At 46.3% G+C, this 18,548-nt stretch carries 18 protein-coding genes; 4 read left to right on the forward strand and 14 right to left on the reverse strand.

Annotated features, from left to right (window positions below; all coding sequences use genetic code 11):
* The first annotated feature begins 20 nt into the window (after nucleotides 1–20).
* The 4 genes from QZ147_RS03795 to QZ147_RS03810 all read left to right on the forward strand — a co-directional run bounded on the left by QZ147_RS03795 (nucleotide 21) and on the right by QZ147_RS03810 (nucleotide 5,044).
* Nucleotides 21–335 (forward strand): shikimate kinase, encoded by a 315-nt coding sequence (locus QZ147_RS03795; protein ID WP_295147145.1) that lies wholly within the window; start codon nucleotides 21–23, stop codon nucleotides 333–335.
* Between the two features lie 138 nt (nucleotides 336–473).
* A complete protein-coding gene (gene trpS, locus QZ147_RS03800) occupies nucleotides 474–1,439 on the forward strand; it encodes a tryptophan--tRNA ligase (RefSeq protein ID WP_295147148.1) in 966 nt (321 codons plus the stop codon).
* 9 nt (nucleotides 1,440–1,448) lie between these two features.
* Nucleotides 1,449–2,693 carry a serine--tRNA ligase gene (gene serS, locus QZ147_RS03805; RefSeq protein WP_295147151.1) on the forward strand — a complete coding sequence of 415 codons (1,245 nt, stop codon included), beginning with the start codon at nucleotides 1,449–1,451 and terminating at the stop codon, nucleotides 2,691–2,693.
* Nucleotides 2,693–5,044, forward strand: a complete 2,352-nt coding sequence (locus tag QZ147_RS03810) for a tetratricopeptide repeat protein (protein ID WP_295147154.1) — start codon at nucleotides 2,693–2,695, stop codon at nucleotides 5,042–5,044. Before serS ends, QZ147_RS03810 begins: the two co-directional genes overlap by 1 nt.
* Before the next feature lie 76 nt (nucleotides 5,045–5,120).
* Here QZ147_RS03810 and QZ147_RS03815 read toward each other — a convergent pair whose 3' ends face one another.
* From QZ147_RS03815 to pglC, 14 genes are all read right to left on the reverse strand, one after another.
* Nucleotides 5,121–5,834 (reverse strand): vWA domain-containing protein, encoded by a 714-nt coding sequence (locus tag QZ147_RS03815; protein WP_295147157.1) that lies wholly within the window; start codon nucleotides 5,832–5,834, stop codon nucleotides 5,121–5,123.
* Nucleotides 5,835–6,092: 258 nt separating this feature from the next.
* Nucleotides 6,093–7,607 carry a 2-isopropylmalate synthase gene (locus QZ147_RS03820; RefSeq protein WP_295147160.1) on the reverse strand — a complete coding sequence of 505 codons (1,515 nt, stop codon included), beginning with the start codon at nucleotides 7,605–7,607 and terminating at the stop codon, nucleotides 6,093–6,095.
* A gap of 118 nt (nucleotides 7,608–7,725) precedes the next feature.
* Nucleotides 7,726–8,454: a CDP-diacylglycerol--serine O-phosphatidyltransferase gene (gene pssA, locus QZ147_RS03825; RefSeq protein ID WP_295147163.1), complete on the reverse strand. Its 729-nt coding sequence runs from the start codon at nucleotides 8,452–8,454 to the stop codon at nucleotides 7,726–7,728.
* Nucleotides 8,447–9,073, reverse strand: coding sequence for a phosphatidylserine decarboxylase (locus QZ147_RS03830; protein ID WP_295147166.1), 627 nt, complete (start codon nucleotides 9,071–9,073; stop codon nucleotides 8,447–8,449). The genes pssA and QZ147_RS03830 overlap by 8 nt, the downstream gene beginning before the upstream one ends.
* The gene (gene ftsH / locus QZ147_RS03835; protein ID WP_295147169.1) at nucleotides 9,070–10,983 is read right to left on the reverse strand and encodes an ATP-dependent zinc metalloprotease FtsH; all 1,914 of its coding nucleotides are present in this window, start codon (nucleotides 10,981–10,983) and stop codon (nucleotides 9,070–9,072) included. Before ftsH ends, QZ147_RS03830 begins: the two co-directional genes overlap by 4 nt.
* 8 nt (nucleotides 10,984–10,991) lie before the next feature.
* Entirely contained in the window at nucleotides 10,992–11,819 is an 828-nt protein-coding gene (locus tag QZ147_RS03840) for a 50S ribosomal protein L11 methyltransferase (protein ID WP_295147172.1), read from the reverse strand.
* Nucleotides 11,819–12,184, reverse strand: a complete 366-nt coding sequence (locus tag QZ147_RS03845; protein ID WP_295147174.1) for a chemotaxis response regulator CheY — start codon at nucleotides 12,182–12,184, stop codon at nucleotides 11,819–11,821. The genes QZ147_RS03840 and QZ147_RS03845 overlap by 1 nt, the downstream gene beginning before the upstream one ends.
* Before the next feature lie 65 nt (nucleotides 12,185–12,249).
* A complete protein-coding gene (hisA, locus tag QZ147_RS03850; RefSeq protein ID WP_295147177.1) occupies nucleotides 12,250–12,960 on the reverse strand; it encodes a 1-(5-phosphoribosyl)-5-[(5-phosphoribosylamino)methylideneamino]imidazole-4-carboxamide isomerase in 711 nt (236 codons plus the stop codon).
* On the reverse strand, nucleotides 12,960–13,571 hold the full coding sequence (gene hisH / locus QZ147_RS03855) for an imidazole glycerol phosphate synthase subunit HisH (protein ID WP_295147179.1): 612 nt from the start codon (nucleotides 13,569–13,571) through the stop codon (nucleotides 12,960–12,962). Before hisH ends, hisA begins: the two co-directional genes overlap by 1 nt.
* A complete protein-coding gene (locus tag QZ147_RS03860) occupies nucleotides 13,568–14,479 on the reverse strand; it encodes a PDC sensor domain-containing protein (RefSeq protein ID WP_295147182.1) in 912 nt (303 codons plus the stop codon). The genes hisH and QZ147_RS03860 overlap by 4 nt, the downstream gene beginning before the upstream one ends.
* 2 nt (nucleotides 14,480–14,481) lie before the next feature.
* On the reverse strand, nucleotides 14,482–16,263 hold the full coding sequence (pglF, locus tag QZ147_RS03865; protein ID WP_295147192.1) for a UDP-N-acetylglucosamine 4,6-dehydratase (configuration-retaining): 1,782 nt from the start codon (nucleotides 16,261–16,263) through the stop codon (nucleotides 14,482–14,484).
* 7 nt (nucleotides 16,264–16,270) lie between these two features.
* The gene (pglE, locus tag QZ147_RS03870; protein WP_295147185.1) at nucleotides 16,271–17,365 is read right to left on the reverse strand and encodes a UDP-N-acetylbacillosamine transaminase; all 1,095 of its coding nucleotides are present in this window, start codon (nucleotides 17,363–17,365) and stop codon (nucleotides 16,271–16,273) included.
* 158 nt (nucleotides 17,366–17,523) lie between these two features.
* The gene (pglD, locus tag QZ147_RS03875) at nucleotides 17,524–18,126 is read right to left on the reverse strand and encodes a UDP-N-acetylbacillosamine N-acetyltransferase (protein WP_295147187.1); all 603 of its coding nucleotides are present in this window, start codon (nucleotides 18,124–18,126) and stop codon (nucleotides 17,524–17,526) included.
* The coding region (gene pglC, locus QZ147_RS03880) for an undecaprenyl phosphate N,N'-diacetylbacillosamine 1-phosphate transferase (RefSeq protein WP_295147190.1) at nucleotides 18,113–18,548 on the reverse strand (436 nt) is incomplete at its 5' end. The genes pglC and pglD, both read right to left, overlap by 14 nt.

Consider the following 18,548-nt stretch of genomic DNA (forward strand, 5'->3'; position numbering starts at 1 on the left):
ACTGCGCGGCGTAGTAAATTTTGACCGATCTTCCCTTGTCGTGCGGTAGCGGATTTGCAAAAATTAAAAATTTAAAGCAAATCGGTAGAGTCGTTTATCTAAAATCAAGTTTTGAAGGCATAATCAAGCGGCTAGAAAATAGCGAAAATTCGCAAAAAAAATTCGCCAAACGCCCGCTTTTAGCGGATTTAGATAAGGCAAAAAAACTTTTTGAAGAGCGTAAAAAGCTATACAAAAGCCGCGCCGATCTCATCGTAGAGGTAGAGGGAAAAACACCAGAGCAGATTGCCAAAGAGATCAAAACGGAGTTAAAATTAAGGAGAAGAAATAGGTAAAATTTTGGCGTGCTTTGGACGCTTAAATTTTGGCGTTGAAGATTTGACCTAATTTTTTACGAATTTGCTTGATACGACGCGGTAAAATTTTAAAAAAGGCGGCGCGCAGCGAAAATAAGCCCCGAAAAAGGATAAATTTTGAGAGTATTAACCGGACTTCAACCGAGCGGAAAACTACATCTAGGCAACTACTTCGCCTCCATTAAACAAATGGTGCAGGCGCAAGATACGAGCGAAATGTTTATGTTTATCGCCAACTACCACGCGATGACCTCCGTCGCTGACGCGGGCGCGCTAAAAAACAATACCTTCGAGGCCGCGTGCGCGTTTTTAGCGCTGGGAATAGACCCCGCAAAAATCGTATTTTGGGTGCAAAGCGACGTTAAAGAGGTCTTGGAGCTCTACTGGATTTTAAGCCAATATACGCCGATGGGGTTATTAGAACGCGCACACAGCTACAAGGATAAAATCGCAAAGGGTATTAGCGCAAATCACGGACTTTTTAGCTACCCCGTTTTAATGGCGGCCGACATCTTGCTATACGGCGCAAACGTCGTACCGGTGGGAAAAGATCAGATCCAGCACGTAGAGATCGCCCGCGATATAGCGATAAAATTTAACAACGAGCACGGTGAAATTTTTACGCTACCGACGCACAGGGTCGACGAAAACGTCGCTACGGTGCCGGGCACCGACGGCGCGAAAATGAGTAAAAGCTACGGCAATACGATAGATATTTTTGCGGACGCCAAAACGCTAAAAAAGCAAATTTCAAGCATAGTAACGGCATCCGAACCGCTTGAAGCGCCTAAGCGGTGGCAAAATTGCAACGTTTATAATATCGCTAGGCTCTTTTTGGACGATGCGGGGCAAAAGGCTCTGCAAGCGCGCTACGAAAAGGGCGGCGAAGGGCACGGGCACTTTAAGGCGTATTTAAACGAGCTAGTAAGCGAGTATTTTGCGGGTGCGCGGAATAAATTCGAGTATTACAAGGCGCACGAGGGCGAAGTAGAGGAAATTTTAAGCGCGGGCGCCGCAAAGGCGCGTAAAATAGCGCTGCCGTTGATGCAAAAAGTGCGCGAAGCGACGGGAATTTATAGATAAGGAAAAAAAATGATAAATCTAAAACTACTTGAAAGCAACTACGACGAGTTCGTAAAAAAACTAAAAGGCAAGAACGTAAAAGTCGAGGTTTTAAACGAGCTTTTGACGACGTTTAACGAGCTAAAAGCCAAGCGCCAGGCCTTAGAGGACCTTCAAGCCGTCCAAAACGCAAAGAGTAAAGAACTCGGCAATCTAGCTAGAAGCGGCGCGGACGTAAGCGCGCTAAAAGCCGAACTAAACGCGAATAAAGCCACCGTAAGCGACGCTAGCGCGATCGTAAAAGAATATGAAGAAAAGCTTGATCTAATCGCCTCGGCGGTGCCTAATATCACCGACGACGACGTGCCGCAGGGCGCCGACGAAGAGGGTAATGTCTGCATAAAAACCGTGCTTGAACCGCGAAAATTTAGCTTCGAGCCAAAAGCTCACTACGAGCTAGGCGAAAATTTAGGCTGGCTAGACTTCGAGCGAGGAGCTAAAATTTCGGGCTCGCGTTTTACGATTTTAAGAGGCGAAGCCGCTAGGTTAGCGCGCGCGCTGGTTAATTATATGATCGATTTTAACGGATCTCGCGGGTTTGAGCTAGTAAACGTGCCGTTTTTAGTAAATTCAAATACTCTTTACGGCACGGGGCAATTACCTAAATTTGAAGAAGATTTGTATAAAATTAAGGGCGAGGATTTATATTTAATCCCGACTAGCGAGGTGCCGGTAACTAACATTTATAACGACGAAATTTTACACGTAGAGAACCTACCGATAAAAATGACTTGCTACTCGGCGTGCTTTCGCCAAGAAGCCGGCAGCGCCGGACGCGATACGCGCGGTATGATACGCCAGCATCAGTTTGAAAAGGTCGAGCTCGTAGCCATCACGACTCCAGAGCTTAGCGCGGCGATGCTAGACGAGATGGTAGCGTGCGCTAGCGACTTACTAACGAGTCTTGGGCTACCGCACCGCCATATGCTGCTTTGCAGCGGCGATCTAGGTTTTAGCGCGGCAAAGACGATAGACCTCGAAGTATGGCTACCGTCGCAAAACAAATACCGCGAGATAAGTTCGGTATCAAATACTCGCGATTTCCAAGCCAGACGCGCCAAAATCCGATACAAGGACGGCAAGAAAAACGCTCTGGTAAACACCCTAAACGGCTCGTCTCTCGCAGTCGGTAGGACGCTCATAGCGATAATGGAAAACTACCAAAAAGCAGACGGCGGTATCGAAATCCCCGAAGTTCTTAAAAGGTATATGTAGTGGCCGAGAACAACGAAGAGGTCGTAATTTTAAAAGAGCCCGGCGAGGAAGCGCCCGAAGAGATAGTCTCGATAGAAAATATCCAAGAAAAGCTCCCCGAAACGCCGCAACCGAGCCAAGAGCCCAAGCCTAGCGGCAAACAAAATAAAAAATTAATTATAATTTTAGCCGCTTTGGGCGGGCTTGCGGTAATTTTAATCGCGGTCTTGCTAGTTTTAGCGCTTAAAAAAGAGTCGCCGAGGCCCGTCGCTCAAAATGCGGACGATCTAATAAAAACGATCGAAAATAGCTACAAAACGAAGACTTTCGGCGCTTCAAAAATCGACGATATGATCGCCAAGGCTAACCAACTTTACGAAAAAGGCAATAAATTCGAGGCGCTTAAAATTTACGAAAACGTCGCGGTTTATAATCAATCTCTTTCAAACTACAACCTAGGCGTCTCGCAAATGAAACAAGGCAAGTGCGACGAGGCGATCGCGTCTTTTAATAAAGCCGTACAAAACGGAGAAAACGCCGCCGTAAGCGCCATAAACGCGGCAGCTTGCTCGTTAGAGCTTAAAAACGTTCAAAATTTCGAATACTTTATAGGGCTTGCCAATTCGTTTTTACCGGACGAAGCGAATTCTCCGCTTTATAGCTACTACTATGCGCTAGTAAATTATTATAAAGGCAACTATTACGAGGCGCTGCACGCACTAGAACACCCCAGCAGCGACGATTATAGAGATAGATACGATTATTTAAGCGCTAAGATTTTATCGCTTTTAAACCAAGACGAAAAAGCCGTAGAAAAGCTAAAAGCCCAGAAAAGCTACAAGCCGGACTTTACCGTAGCGCAACTCTACGCAAACGCCGCTCAGTACGACAAAGCGCGCGAGCATTTGCAAAAAGCGCTTAAAAAAGCGGAGGATCCCGATTTAATAAAAATGACGCTAGCTATAATTAACCTAAAAACGGGATTTTACGGCGAAGCCGCAAGCGCGATACGAGAAATTTATACGAAAGATCCGCTAAAACCGAGCAAATTTTACAAAATAAAAGCAACCCTAAATCCCGAGCTGTTTGATATAAATTTGGCCCAAGCGCGCTTTAACGACGATATGTTTTTCGATAAGACCAGACGCTACGAGACGCTATTTTACTTTGCGCCTTACAAGGTATTCGACGCTAAGCAAACGATAGAATACATTAGAAAAGGCGGCGTTAGCGTATTCGTAGACGATACTACGAGCGCAAACGAGTATCTAAGCAAGGGTGCGGCAATTTCTAAGATAAATATCGAGCTTTCATCAGCCATCGCGAAGGCACTAAATTACAAACTAAAAGAAGCAAACGCCGATTTCGCGCGCCTTGCCAAATCTTATCCGCAGCACTCGATCTTGCAATACAACCTTGCTTTAAGTTACGCGCAGCTCGGAAATTTCAGCCTTGCGGCAAAACACTTTACGTCAAGCTATCATTTGGATCAAAACAACCATTTAGCCGGCATTTTCGCGGCTATTAGCATGGATATAACGCGCAGTTTAGACCCAAAACTAATAAGCCAAATAAGCAAAAATTTAGAAAGCGATAAAAATACCGACAAGGCGCAGCTTTATACGGCGCTACTAAATTTAATAAATAATAACCAAGGCGCGCTAATTCGCTACTTAGAAGAGCCCAAAGACGAAAATATGCTAAATCTCTCGCTAGACGCCATCATCGCAAAGATCGTGGGTCAAGAGGCGGTCATGAAGCAAAAAACGGCGCGTATGACGCAAATTTTACCCAAAGACGTCATCGCTAATATCTTAAATTTTATAGCTAATAACCGATCCGGCGATATAAAAGAGTACGCAAAGCAGGCGCAAATTTACTTTAAAGATAAAGATTTGGATATGGGCGCCTTTTACCACGGCGCTAGCATAATCCGCAAGCAATACATAAAACTACTGCAAATTTCGGGATTATTAGGCTACGAGCGCGATAAAATTCGAGCACAGCTAAACGCATCGCCCAAAGACGCGAACATAATGCAGACGCTGGCTTACGTGGAACTTTTTTTAGCCGATTTTCAAAACGCATACGCGCTATACAATAAAATCATCGACGAATACAAAATAGACGACGCGAATACGCTATTTCTAGCTTCCGTTGCGGCTACGGGCGCGAATAAAGCGCAAAACGCTATCGCGCTTTTAGAGCTTACCAAACTAACCGATCCAAACGCGCTTGAAAATCGCGCCGCGCTTGGAATCTTGTACCAGCAGCTAGACAACATAGAAGCGGCTCTAATTCAATACGATAAAATCGGCGAAGCGGAATTTAAAAACGAATTTTACGATTTCGAGATAGACTACGGCAAATAAATTCTATAAAATTTTAACCTTCGGCAAGCTAGAAAAGACCAGCCGAAGGCTAAAAGGCGTCCTATAATCGGCGCGATTATTTGTCTTTAACGACCTTTTCTCGCCACTTAGAGCTCTCTTTTTTATCCATGGCTACGTCTTTGGATAGCTCTGCCGCAGCCTCGAAATTCGCGCTTACGCCCGTTTTAGAATTCTCGTATTTTACGGCATTTTGGCGTTTTATGCCGATGCTTTCGGCTTCGCTCGCCGCGTCGATATTAGCGCCTAGAAAGATAAATTCCCAGTCGTATTTTTCTTGTTTATCGCTAATCATCTTTTTAACTTGCGATTTTGAGTATTCGCGGCTGGAATTTTCCTGTCCGTCTGTGATGATTACAAAAAGTACGCGGTTGTTTTTGGCGTAAATATCGGGCACTCTCTCGATGCGTTTAATCGTGCTGCCAACTGCGTCTAGTAGCGCCGTATTGCCGCCCGCAACGTAATCTTTCGAGGTTAGGTTTTCAACCTTTTTAAGCGGCGTACGGTCGTGAATGACGTTAAATTTCGTATCAAAAAGCACCGTCGTAACGCTAGCATCTATATTCTCGTCGCGCTGTTTTTGTATCATCGAGTTAAATCCGCCGATCGTATCGCCCTCAAGTCCGCTCATAGAACCCGATTTATCGAGAATCAGCACGAGCTCTAAATGGTTGCTCGCGTTAGTATCGCTAGGGGTAGCAGGCTGGGCCACTTCTAGGCTTTTGGCAAACAACGCGCCGCATAGCGCGGCAAGAAAAATTAGCTTTTTCATAAATATCCTTTGCGGTGAAATTTTTGCGATTTTACCGAAAGTCGATTAATAAACGAATTTAACCGAAATTTAAAGTCATAAAATTTTAAATTAAACGCGCGGAGTATCTTACGACGAAATTTTAGCGCGAGAAACCGGTCTAAAATTGTAGATTCCTCGTAAAAAAAGAGTTATTAAAGTAAGCTAAAAAATTTATCGCTTACGACCCGCGCGAGCGTAAGCGAAGTAAAATTTAGGTAAGACCCGTAGCAAGCCGTTTTATAGAGATTTAATGCGTAAATAGCTGTTTAGCGCGCCTACGTAAGCCTTTGCGCTAGCCTTCATCGTGTCGATATCAAGCCCGTGCCCTATGACTGCGACAGCCCCGTCAAACTCGACTTTAACGTCTACTTTCGCAAGCGCGTCTTTGCCCTGCGAAACGGCGGTTACTTTATAATCTTTCAGCGCGCCGCTAATGCCGCTAATTCTATCGATAACCTTAAATATCGCGTCCGCCGCGCCGTTACCCAAAGCTGAGTCGCTAATCTGCGCGCCGTCGTGCTTAATCGTAATCGAAGCGCTAGCAAGCGCGCCGCAGCTACTTTGCAAAAGCTCTACCATCTCGTAAGCTTGCGGGATTTTCGTAATCTCGTCGGCCACTAACGCGCGAATATCGTCGTCGAAAATTTCCTTTTTCTTATCGGCTAGATCTTTAAATTTTTCAAACGCCGCATTTAACGCGTCTCCGTCAAGATCAAACCCGAGCGAAATTAGCTTGTCTTTAAACGCGTGGCGCCCGCTGTGTTTGCCTAAAACGAGCGAATTTTTATCCAGCCCTATACTTTCGGCGCTGATAATCTCGTAAGTTTCTTTGTGCTTTAGCACGCCGTCTTGGTGGATACCGCTCTCGTGCGCAAAAGCGTTTTTGCCCACGATCGCTTTATTAGGCTGCGGCTCGATACCGATAATGTTGGCAAGCAGGCGCGAGCTAGGATAAATTTCTTTATGAACGATGCTCGTATAAAGCGGCGAGAAAATATCTCCGCGCGTTTTAATCGCCATTACAATCTCTTCAAGCGCCGCATTCCCCGCGCGCTCGCCGATACCGTTTAAAGTACACTCGACCTGTCTTGCGCCCGCGAGTACCGCCGCAAGCGAGTTTGCCGTAGCCATGCCTAAGTCGTTGTGATTATGAACGGAAACGACCGCGCGACCGCTTATAAACTTAACTATCTCGCCGATACGGTTGGCGATCTCCTGCGGATAGAGATAGCCCACGGTGTCGGGAATATTAATCGTTTTTGCTCCCGCGTTTATTGCGGCGTCGCAAATTTCTTTTAAAAAGCTCATTTCGCTCCTGCATGCGTCCTCGCAGCTAAACTCGACGTCGTCGCAGAACGTTTTTGCGTATTCTACGGCTTGCACGGCGCGTTTGATTACTTCGTCAGGAGTCATTTTTAGCTTAAATTCCATATGAATCGGGCTTGTGGCGATAAAAGTGTGAATTCGCTTAAATTTCGCCGGCGCTAGCGCTTCGCCGGCAGCCTTAATGTCCTTTTCTACCGCGCGAGCAAGCGAACAAACCGCGATATTTGAAGCTTGTTTGGCAATCTGGTTTACCGCGTCGAAATCTCCGGGGCTCGCCGCAGCGAATCCCGCTTCCATCACGTCTACGCCCAAACGCTCTAACTGAAGCGCAATTTGAAGCTTTTCGGCTGTATTCATCGAAGCGCCGGGGCTTTGCTCGCCGTCTCTAAGCGTGGTGTCGAATATTATAATTTTATTTTCGTTCATTTTTCATCCTTTTAAATTTTAGTTTCGTATGATATGAGATAAGTATAGAAATTCGCTGCTTAGCGCAGCAGTAGTAGAGATTTTACGTAACGCGGAGCAAATTTTAAGATGTCCGCGTTCATTGGTTCTCCGTTTTTTTATAATTTTTGCTAAACATAAAAGCCGCCCTTATTATGCCGTAGAAAACATAAACGCTCATAATTATCGTCGCGCTTTCGATCGGGTAAAGATAAAGTATAGAAAAGACTAGCACGAGAGCTACCAAAATACGTATAACGTGGGTTTGTTTTAAATTTATCTTTTTAAAGCTCGGATAGCGGATATTACTTACCATTAAGACCGCCAAAACGCCCTGCAATAGCACGTATATCCACTCGATGCGCAAAAATTCGTAATCAAGATAAATCCCGACCCAAAACGCGCTAACGATCGCAGCCGTAGGTATCGGAAGTCCGATAAATACGTTTGGTTCGTAAGTACCCGTCGTTACGTTAAACCGCGCCAATCTAATAGCGCCGAAAACCACAAACATCGCGGCGATTAGCGCTCCGAATTTGCCGAAATGCTGTCCGATAGTCATATAAAAAAGGATAGCCGGAGCTACGCCAAACGCGACTAGATCAGCCAGACTATCGAATTCTACGCCGAATTTAGAGGTAGTTTTGGTTAGACGCGCTACGCGCCCGTCAAGCCCGTCTAAAATAAGCGATAAGACTATATAAATTATAGCCTTAAAATAATTGCCCTGAATAGAAGATATGGCGCTAATAACGCCCAAAAATGCGCTTGCGGCGGTAAAAAGATTAGGCAATATATACATCAAATGCATTTTTTGTAAATTATTCATTTCGGCTTCCTTTATCAAAATAGCCTAGTATTTCGCCCGCGCGTAATCCGTCGCCGACGCTAACGCAAATTTTAGCGCTCACGGGCGCGTAAAAGGCTACCGTTCCGCTACCTAAAAAGCCGAATTTCCTACCCGCCCTTAGCTCCTTTACTCTCTCTACGTCAAGTTCCCTGCTTAGCGCGCCCGCGACTATCCGTAAAGCGAAATTTTGCGAGTCGTTTTTACAAACATAAAGCGCTCGCTCGTTTAACGCGTCTGAAATTTTCATCCGCCCGCACAAAAATAACCCGTGTCTACGACGAAATTGCTCTACTTTCATATCGCACGGAGCGCGTAAAGTTCCGACCGAAAAAAGCGATTTTTCTATTAAAATTTTAGTAAATTTTTGTTCGTCGAGCGTAGCGATCGAAATTTCTCTAACCTCGCCGTCTATCGGCGCTAAAAACGCCGCCGCATCGTCGGTCTTAGGCTCTCGTTCCGGATCTCTAAAAAAGTATAAGGCAAAAATAAACAAGACTAAGAATAACGGCGTAAAAATTCCGCATGCCGAAGAGATAAGGGCGAGTACGCCCCAAAACACGATATATTTTAGCCCGCTTTTTGCCAAATACCCCGTCATTTCGCGCCTTTTGCATCCTCGTCGTCGTAAGAATTTAGCCTTGATTCAAGCCCCTTTTCTTCCTCGTAAGTCTTGATAATATCTCTTACTCTTTTACCCTCGATCGTCTCTTCTTCGTAAAGCGCGCTCACCATGTTTTCTATCGCGCCGTTATACGTCGTAAGCGCTTCTAGAACGGCTTTATAGCGCTCTGTTAACATGGTTTTTACGAAATCGTCTACTTTCTCCGCCATTTTATCGCTGTAATCTTTAATCGTTTGACCGCCGTTTAAAAACGTCGAACGCTGCTTTTCAAGTACCATAAGCCCGGCTACGTCGCTCATGCCGTACATCGATACCATCGCTTTTATAATGTCGGTAGCCCGCTCCAAGTCGTTGCTAGCGCCCGTAGAAATTTCTTTAATAAAAATTTCCTCCGCCGCGCGCCCGCCGAGCAACACGTCCACCTCGGCAATTAGCTCATGGCGCTGCATCATAAATTTATTTTCTTCGGGCGTATTTAACGTATAGCCCAGCGCCGCAAGTCCTCGCGGAACGACCGAAACCTTAGTGACGCGTTTTGCGCCCTTGGTAATCTCGGCGATGAGCGCGTGTCCGCACTCGTGATAAGTTACGATCTTTTTCTCTTTCGGATTTACGCGCCGCGATTTTTTCTCTAATCCAGCGATTGAACGCTCTACGGCTTCTATTAGATCGTCTTGCGTAACGGCCGGCTTTGATTTTCTACCCGCTAATAGCGCGGCTTCGTTTATAATATTTTCCAAATCCGCGCCCGCAAGTCCGGTCGTCATTCTGCCTATTTGCTCGATATCGACGTTCCTATCGAGTTTTACGTCTTTAATATGCACTCTTAAAATATCGCAGCGTCCTTTAAAATCGGGCTTATCGACTAGTACCTGCCTATCAAAGCGCCCCGGTCTTAACAACGCGGCGTCTAAAATTTCGGGACGGTTAGTCGCAGCGATTACGATGACCGGCGATTTATCCGCGTCAAATCCGTCCATTTCGGAAAGCAGCTGATTTAAAGTCTGCTCCCGCTCGTCGTTTCCGCCCATAGGGCCGGAGTTTCTACTCTTGCCGATCGCGTCGATCTCGTCGATAAATACGATCGAAGGCGCCTCTTTTTTCGCATTTTCGAACAAATCTCGTACGCGGCTTGCGCCTACGCCTACGAACATTTCTATAAAGCTTGACGCCGACATAGAAAAAAACGGTACGTTGGCTTCGCCCGCAACCGCGCGCGCAAGTAGCGTTTTACCGGTTCCGGGGGGACCTACGAGTAAAATTCCCTTCGGAATTTTCGCGCCTAAATTTAGGTATTTATCGGGACTTTTTAAGTAATCCACGATCTCTTGCACCTCTTCTTTAGCCTCCTCTACGCCGGCTACGTCATCGAATTTTACCTTGGGCTTTTCAGAATTTATTAACTTCTTGGCGCTTCCGATACCCAAAATTCCTCCGCCCATATTTCGCTGCATCCTACTAGCCAAAAACATCCAAATTCCAAAAAATATAAACACCGGCAAAACCCACGAGAAGATCAGCTCGCTAAACCAGTTCGTATCGCTGTAAGCGGCATATCCGATGCCGTTTTCTTCAAGTAGTCCGACGAGCGTAGGGTCGCTTACGCGGCGCGTAACGTAGATATTTTTATCCGTTCCAACCGCTCTTATCATACCTTCCGATATCGCTACTTCGCTAATTTGCTTGGCTTTAACCATATTTTTAAAATCGGAATACGCGATCGTTTTACTTTGGGCTTGCGCGTTCGTAAACCCCGCCGTCATCGGATCGCCCGTAAGCGTTCTAAACGCAAGCACGATTACGATGGCGAAAATGGCGAATATAAAAATCGGATTTTTGTTAAAAAAGCCGCCGTTATTTTGATTTTTATCGTTTTGGTTATTCATTAAATTCCTTAAATTTTCATAAAAACATAGCTCATCCAGTCATTTAGCCGCTTTTTCTCGACTAGTTTAAGCTCTTTAAAAGTATCTTCTAACCTATCTTGGTATTTTTCTAGAATTCCGGAAAGCACGAGCACGGCACCGTCTTTTAGCGCCCGTTTTAGATCGTTTGCCAACATAAAAATCACGTCTGCGATAATATTTGCGACTACGATATCGTATTTTTGCTCCAAATTTGCGATTGAGCCGGTCCAAATTTTATTAAATTTCACGCCGTTTAACTCCGCATTAGCCGAGGCGCTTTGTGTCGCCTGATCGTCGGTATCGCACGCATCTACGATACAACCGAGCTTTGCCAGCGCGATACTTAAAATCCCGCTTCCGCAACCTACGTCAAGCGCACACAAACCGCTTTTAGCGTATTTTTGTAAAAACAAAATGCACGAACTCGTGCTTTCGTGATGACCCGACCCGAATGCGAGCGCCGGGTCTATAATAATATCTATCGCGCCTTTTTTGGGGGCTTCCCAGCTTGGACGAACGTAAATTTTATCTAGCAAAATCGGTTGCACGGCCTTTTTGTATTCGTTTATCCAGTCTTTATTTTCTCGCTCGCAAATTTTAGTTTGCAAGTCGTTTGCCGTACCCGTAATCTCGCTTAACTTTGCGGCGTACTCGCACGCGCCCCACTCTATTTGCGATAAATCGTCCTCGTCGCGTACGATTATTTCACCGTCTTTTTCTTCGACGCAAGTTACGCCTAACTCAAAAAGAAGCTCTAAAATTTCGTCGTAAAACGCCGTAGTTTTAAGGCTTAACTCGTAAAATTTATCTTGCATTATCCAAGGACATCTTCAAGTTTTTCTTTCAAAACTTGTGGAGTAAAAGGCTTAACGATGTAGTTATTTACGCCCGCTTTTAGCGCCGTAATTACTTCGGCTTTGCCTCCCTCCGTGGTTACCATAATGATAGGCATATCGGCGTATTTTGCTTCTGCGCGTACTTTTTTCACTAGTTCAAGCCCGTTCATTTCAGGCATATTCCAGTCCGTAATAAGTACGTCTATATCGGCGTTTTGAGTAAGCAGAGCCCAGGCTTCTACGCCGTGTTCGGCTTCTAAAATTTGCTCGTGTCCGAGTCTTTGAAGCGTGTTTTTAATGATTCTTCTCATTGTTGAGCTGTCGTCTACGACCAAAATTTTCACTTAACGTCCTTTAAAATCAAAAATTGCTTTATTCTAACAAATTTTATATTTATCAAAGCTTTAATTTATAAAACTTCTCTAAGCGCCGCTTTTAAATCGATCCTACCCTCGTAATACGCCTTCCCTACGATCACGCCGCCGACCTCGCCAGTATTTTTAAGCGCCAAAATATCTTCTAGGCAGCTCACTCCGCCGCTCGCTATCGTTTCTACTCCGCCCGCGCGCGCGATTTGCCTCGTAAATTCGATGTTTACGCCGCCTAGCATACCGTCTTTGCTAATATCCGTGCAAATTATCGCTTGCACGCCCGCGCCCGCAAACGTCGCAGCTAGATCGCTCGCTTTTATCTCGCTTACGTCCGCCCAGCCCTGTACGGCGACGTACCCGTCTTTTGCATCGATGCCCACGACGACGGGATAAATTTTAGCCATTTTTTTTACGAAACCCGGATCTTTTAGCGCGACCGAGCCTAGTATCGCGCGGTTTACGCCAAGCTCCAAATAAGCCTTTATGCGGGCTTCGTCACGAATTCCTCCGCCTACTTGCACTCGTAAATTCGTAGATTTTACTATCCTTTCGATCGTCTTAAAATTTACCGCTTCTCCCGCAAACGCGCCGTCAAGATCCACGACATGAAGCCACTTTGCGCCCATATCTTCGAATTCTTTCGCAAGATTTTGCGGCTCGTCGCTATAAATTTTAGCGCTGCTCATCTCACCCTTGCTTAGTCTTACCGCTTTGCCATCTTTTAAATCTATCGCAGGGAAAATTTCCATCACAACCTCGCAAAATTTTCTAAAATTTTAAGTCCCGCCTCGTGGCTTTTTTCGGGATGAGGCTGAAATCCGTAAATATTTTCGCACGCTACGGCGGAGACGAATTTATAACCATAATCGCTAAATGCGAGCGCGAATTTCTCGTCGCAAACGACGTGGTAACTGTGGACGAAATAAAGATATTCGCTTTTATCTAGCCCAGCGTTTATCGGCGTTCGTTTCGTAAAATTTAGCAAATTCCAGCCTACTTGCGGTACTTTTAAGGGCTGCTCGAATCTAGCGGTATCGAATTTTACCACGCGCCCGCTAATTAGTCCGAGCCCCGCGTTACTGCCGAATTCCTCGCTTTGCTCAAATAGCAGCTGCATACCCAGGCAAATGCCTAAAAAGGGCTTACCCGTCGCGATAAATTCGCGCGCGGCTTCGTCGAAATTCGCGGCTTTTAGCCTAGCCATCGCCTCGCCGAACGCGCCTACTCCGGGAAGCACGATGCGGTCGTAAAATTTCAGCTGTCCCGCATCGCTAACCAGCTCGCATTCTTGCCCCAAAAAGCTAAACGCGTTTATTACGCTTCTGATATTTCCCGCCTTATAGTCGATTATACCGATCATTTGCCGTCCTGCTTTTTCACGCTAAATAAATAGACGCTAAGCGCTATCATAAGCAACGCTACGCCGCCGATTAGATAGATCGCGTTGATGATATTTTCAGGCGAGGTGATAGCAAATTTAAACACGAGCATTAGCGCTTCTATCGCAAGAGCGATGATGATAGAGCCGATAAATCGCACCATCGTCTTATACATTACGCCGTCTTCGCCCCGATTTTTACCAAGCACTTCCTCTTCGAAAATCGTTTTAACCAGATCAAAAATCGCCAGCGCTAACGTAAGCACGATAGTGGAGGAAAAAATTTCCTCGATATCTATAAATTCCGCGCTTTTTAGGGCGAAATTTTTAACTCCGTGCCAAAATAAAAACGCGCAAATCATAAAAAGCGCGGCGCAAAATAACGTATAGACGGACTTCAAAAATTTATTGAAGTAGTTTTCGGCTAGCCCGTCGTCGGTGATTTTTAGCATATTTTCCAGCGAAATATCGACGCAGGCTATAAATTTTAGCTCATTTTTATCGTCAAATATCGGCGCGCTGGCGGTTACGCACAAATTTCCGTTAAAATTCGACGGATACGGGTCACTTAAAACGAAGCGCTTTTCGCGCACGACTTTATAATAATAAGCGCGGCTCGCGTGATTTTTGGCTTGTAAATTTTGTCCCGAAGCCTCTTGCGGCGCTAAATTTGGACTTACGTAGCTTGAAATCTGCTCGCCCGCCGCGTCTAAAACGTAAAACGCGTCAAGCCCGCCCAGCTCGCTCGCAATGCTTTCAAGCCCGCCTTTAACGCTCTCGTGTGAGACCGCCGGCAGACGATTGGGTAAATTTCGACTAAACAAATAGCATAAATAAGCGCGCGCCTTGTATCGAGTGTCCGCGAAGCGCTGAATATCTTTTATTACCAAGATTATCCTTTTAAATTTAAAGCGTGGTTAAACTCGGGCACAATTTGCTTCAACGCGTCCGCGATTTGCTCGTCTTCAAGAGCTAAAAGCTTTAAAATTTGCTCATTTAAAAGCTCAAGATCGTAAGGCTGCGAGTGCGTTACGAAGATGCTTTCGAATTTCGTCTTAACGTCGTCCGCGTTAATAAGCAGCTCTTCGTAAAGCTTTTCGCCCGGACGAAGCCCGACGAATTCGATTCCCAAATGCTCTTTATTTGAAAGCAGCAGCATCTTTTTAGCAAGATCTACTATCTTAACCGGCTCGCCCATATCTAGCACGAAAAGCTCGCCGCCTTCCGCGATAGACGCCGCTTGCAGCACTAGCTGACAGGCTTCGCTAGTTAGCATAAAATAGCGCGTAATCTCCGGATGCGTGACAGAAAGTGGTTTATTCGCGGCGATTTGGGATTTAAATTTAGGAATGACGCTACCGCTTGATCCAAGCACGTTGCCAAACCTCACGCACACGATCTCGCACGCGCCTTTTTCGTTCGAATTTAGCGCATAAAGTTCACAGACGCGCTTTGTCGTACCCATAATGTTAGTCGGCCGCACGGCTTTATCGGAACTTATGACGACTACTTTTTTCACGCCGTGTTTTTTGGATAGATCGATTACGTTTTTAGTGCCTAAAATATTATTTTCGACCGCCGAACGCGGGTTTTGCTCGCAAAGCGGCACGTGCTTATACGCTGCGGCGTGGATCACGATTTGCGGCGAAAATTCCTCGAAGATTTCCTCAAAATCGCGTAAATTCGTGATATTTACGAGCTTGCTTATCGTGCGGGCGTCGCGCGTATCCTCGCCGATTTTATAAAGGTTAAATTCGCTATGCTCGACCATTATTAGCCGTCTAACGCCGAATTTTAGGCACTGTTTGCAAATTTCGCTACCGATGCTGCCGCCCGCGCCCGTCACGAGAGCTACTTTATCTTTTAAAAAATTCGCTATCGCTTCGGGATTTAAATCTTTGGGCTTTCTAGCCAGCAAATCTTCGATAGAAATGTCTCTAACCGGCTCTTTTTCGATTAGCGAAAAGAGTTTTACGTCGCGAATTCCTTGCGCGGTAAGCTCGTCGAACACGACTTGCAACTCGTCTTGCGTAAGAGCGAGGGCTATAATGGCGGTTTTTACGCCGTAATCTTTAATAATACTAGGAATTTTAGCCTTGTCCTGCACCAAAAATCCGTCGCAATAAGTGCCTATAAGATCGGCTCTGCCGTCTACTACCGCAACCGCGTAGAAATCGAGATACCCTTGCTTTAAACCGTTTAGCACGTGAATAGCCTTCGTCGTAGCGCCGAATATCACGCAAGGCTCGCCCTTATGCGGCTTTGAGGAAAAATCTAGAAACATCCGCTTTGAAATTCGCAAAAAGCCCACGAGCAGGCACGAAATGATCGTATCGATTAAAATTACACTTTGCGGATACGGATTTAAAAAATCTTGAATAATGAAGTAAATGACCGTAAAAACGACCGCCGCGCAAAGGTGAACTAGAAGAATTTTTCGCGCTTCGTTAAGCCCGAAAAATCTCCACGGCACCTTGTAAATTTTAAAAAGCCACATAAAGAAAAATTTAAGCGGCGTAAGTAAAAACATCGTCGTAAAAAATCCGCGGATGTAAATTTCGGGGATATTCCCGTTAAATCTAAGAAGATAAGCGGCGTAAATCGAAGCGGCGAAAATAAGCGTATCGCCGATTAGAAAAAATAGCAGGCGTTTTAGCTTCGTCGCTTGCAAGATTATCATTTTACAAATTTTCCTTTACGATTTTTATCACGCACATCTGCGTCGCCTCGTCCATATCGCTACCGCTAGGCAGGCAGATACCGCGCGCAAACATCTCCTCGCTAGTACCGTCAGTAAACGCTAGCGCTCCCTTAAACACCGGCTGCATGTGCATCGGCTTCCAAAGCGGACGACTTTCTATATTTTCCTTCGCAAGCGCCTCTATCACGCGTAGATGCGCGCCTTTTTCTTTAAACAGCGCGGTCGTTAGCCAGCGGTTGCCGCGAGAATTTGCAATCTCAGGCATAAAATCCATATCTCCGCAAAGCTCGCGCTCGTAAATTTCAAATACTTTCCGCTTCGCCGCCACTCGCGCTTCTAAAACCTCCATCTGCGCCGTTCCGATCGCGCCTAGAACGTTGCTTAGACGGTAGTTGTAGCCGTAGTCTTTGTGTTCGTAGTGAAGTAGCGGTTCGCGCGCCTGCGTGCTGTAATAGCGGGCTTTTTCGACGAGCGCTTCGTCGTTCCCTATTAGCATGCCGCCGCCCGAGGTGGTAATAATCTTATTGCCGTTAAAGCTAAGCGCGCCCATAACGCCGAACGTTCCTAGCGCCTTACCATCATAAAATCCGCCCAGCGCCTCGGCCGCGTCCTCTACTAGCGCGATACCCTCCGCCTCGCAAATTTCGCAAATTTCCTTCATTTTTGCAGCCTGACCGTAAAGGTGCGTTACGACTAGCACCTTTGGCTTTTTAGGCGAGTTAGCTATCGCTTTTTTTAGTAGCTCGGGACTTAGGTTCCAGCTTTCGTCGCTATCAACGAAGACGGGCGTCGCGCTTTGATAAAGTATCGGGCTAACGGACGCCATAAAGGTAAAGCTAGACGCCAGCACGACGTCGCCCGCTGCAACGCCGAGAACTCGCAAAGCAAGGTGTAGCGCCGCCGTCCCCGCGCTAAGCGCCAAAGCGTCCTTTGCGCCCGTGTAAGCTTTGACGCTAGCTTCGAATTTATTCACGTATTCGCCAAGCGGCGCGATGTAGTTACTCTTAAAAACCTCGGCAATATACTCTTGCTCGCGTCCGCTCATATTGGGCGGGCTTAAAAATACTCTTTGCATTTGATTTCCTTTAAAATTTTCGCGTGATTTTAGCACTATAATATAAATTTTGATAATTTTTTGTTCATATTTCGGGCTAAATTTTCGCTCTCCGCTCAGTTTATTTCGTTAAAATTTCATGCGGCTAGCGAGCCGCTCTTAAAAAATTTTGCTAAATTTTAAAGTTTTCTGCGTTCGCGCGCCGGATTACCGTAGGCGACGCTACCGGCTGCGATATCTCGTACTACGACGCTACCCGCTCCGATGACGCAGTTTGCACCGATTTTTACGCACTGGATGACGCATGAACCTATGCCTACGTGGGTATATGCACCCACGATTACGCCGCCTGCTAGCGCCGCGTTTGGGCTAACGTGGGCAAAATCGCCGATCTCGCAGTCATGCTCGATGATCGCGCCAGTGTTTATTATCGCGCCCTCGCCTATTACAACGCGCGCGTTTATGACGGCATTTGGCATCACGACCGCGCCCTCGCCTATTTGTGCGCTAGCGCTTACGACCGCGCTTGGGTGAATCAAGTGTGCAACGCCAAAGCCGACGTTTTTTACTCTTTCTTGCAGGATGCGCCTGATTTTATTGTCTCCGATAGCCACGATCACGTCCGCTTTTTCTAAGCTCGGGTCAAATTTGAGCACGTTTTTGCCGTCAAATTTGGCGTCGTCCAAAAACACGACCTCGCCGTATCCGCAGGCTCTTGCGACATCCGCGACGACGGCTCCGTGTCCGCTAAAGCCGTAAACGTAAATTTTAGTTGCGGCCATTAAATTTCTCCGTCGTGGCCATGCCTTCTTTGCTCACGCCGCTTCGTTTTAGCACCTTTTGCACCGTTAAAATCGCGATTTTAACGTCCAGTGCAAAGCTAAGCTCTCGGACGTATCTCGCGTCAAATTTAAACTTCTCCGCCCAGCTGATCGCATTGCGGCCGTTTACCTGCGCTAGACCCGTAATACCGGGTCTCACGTCGTGGCGGGTCGCCTGCTCGGCGTCGTAAAGAGGCAGATACTCAACCAAAAGCGGACGCGGCCCGATGAAGCTCATATCGCCTTTTAACACGTTAAAAAGCTGCGGCAGCTCGTCAAGGCTGAGGCTTCTAACGGTCTTGCCGATACCATTTAGGCGCATCTCGTCGGGCAGTAGCTCGCCGTCCGCGTCGCGCTCGTCGCTCATCGTTTTAAATTTGTAA

The sequence above is a fragment of the uncultured Campylobacter sp. genome (assembly GCF_905371695.1).
Taxonomy (GTDB): domain Bacteria; phylum Campylobacterota; class Campylobacteria; order Campylobacterales; family Campylobacteraceae; genus Campylobacter_A.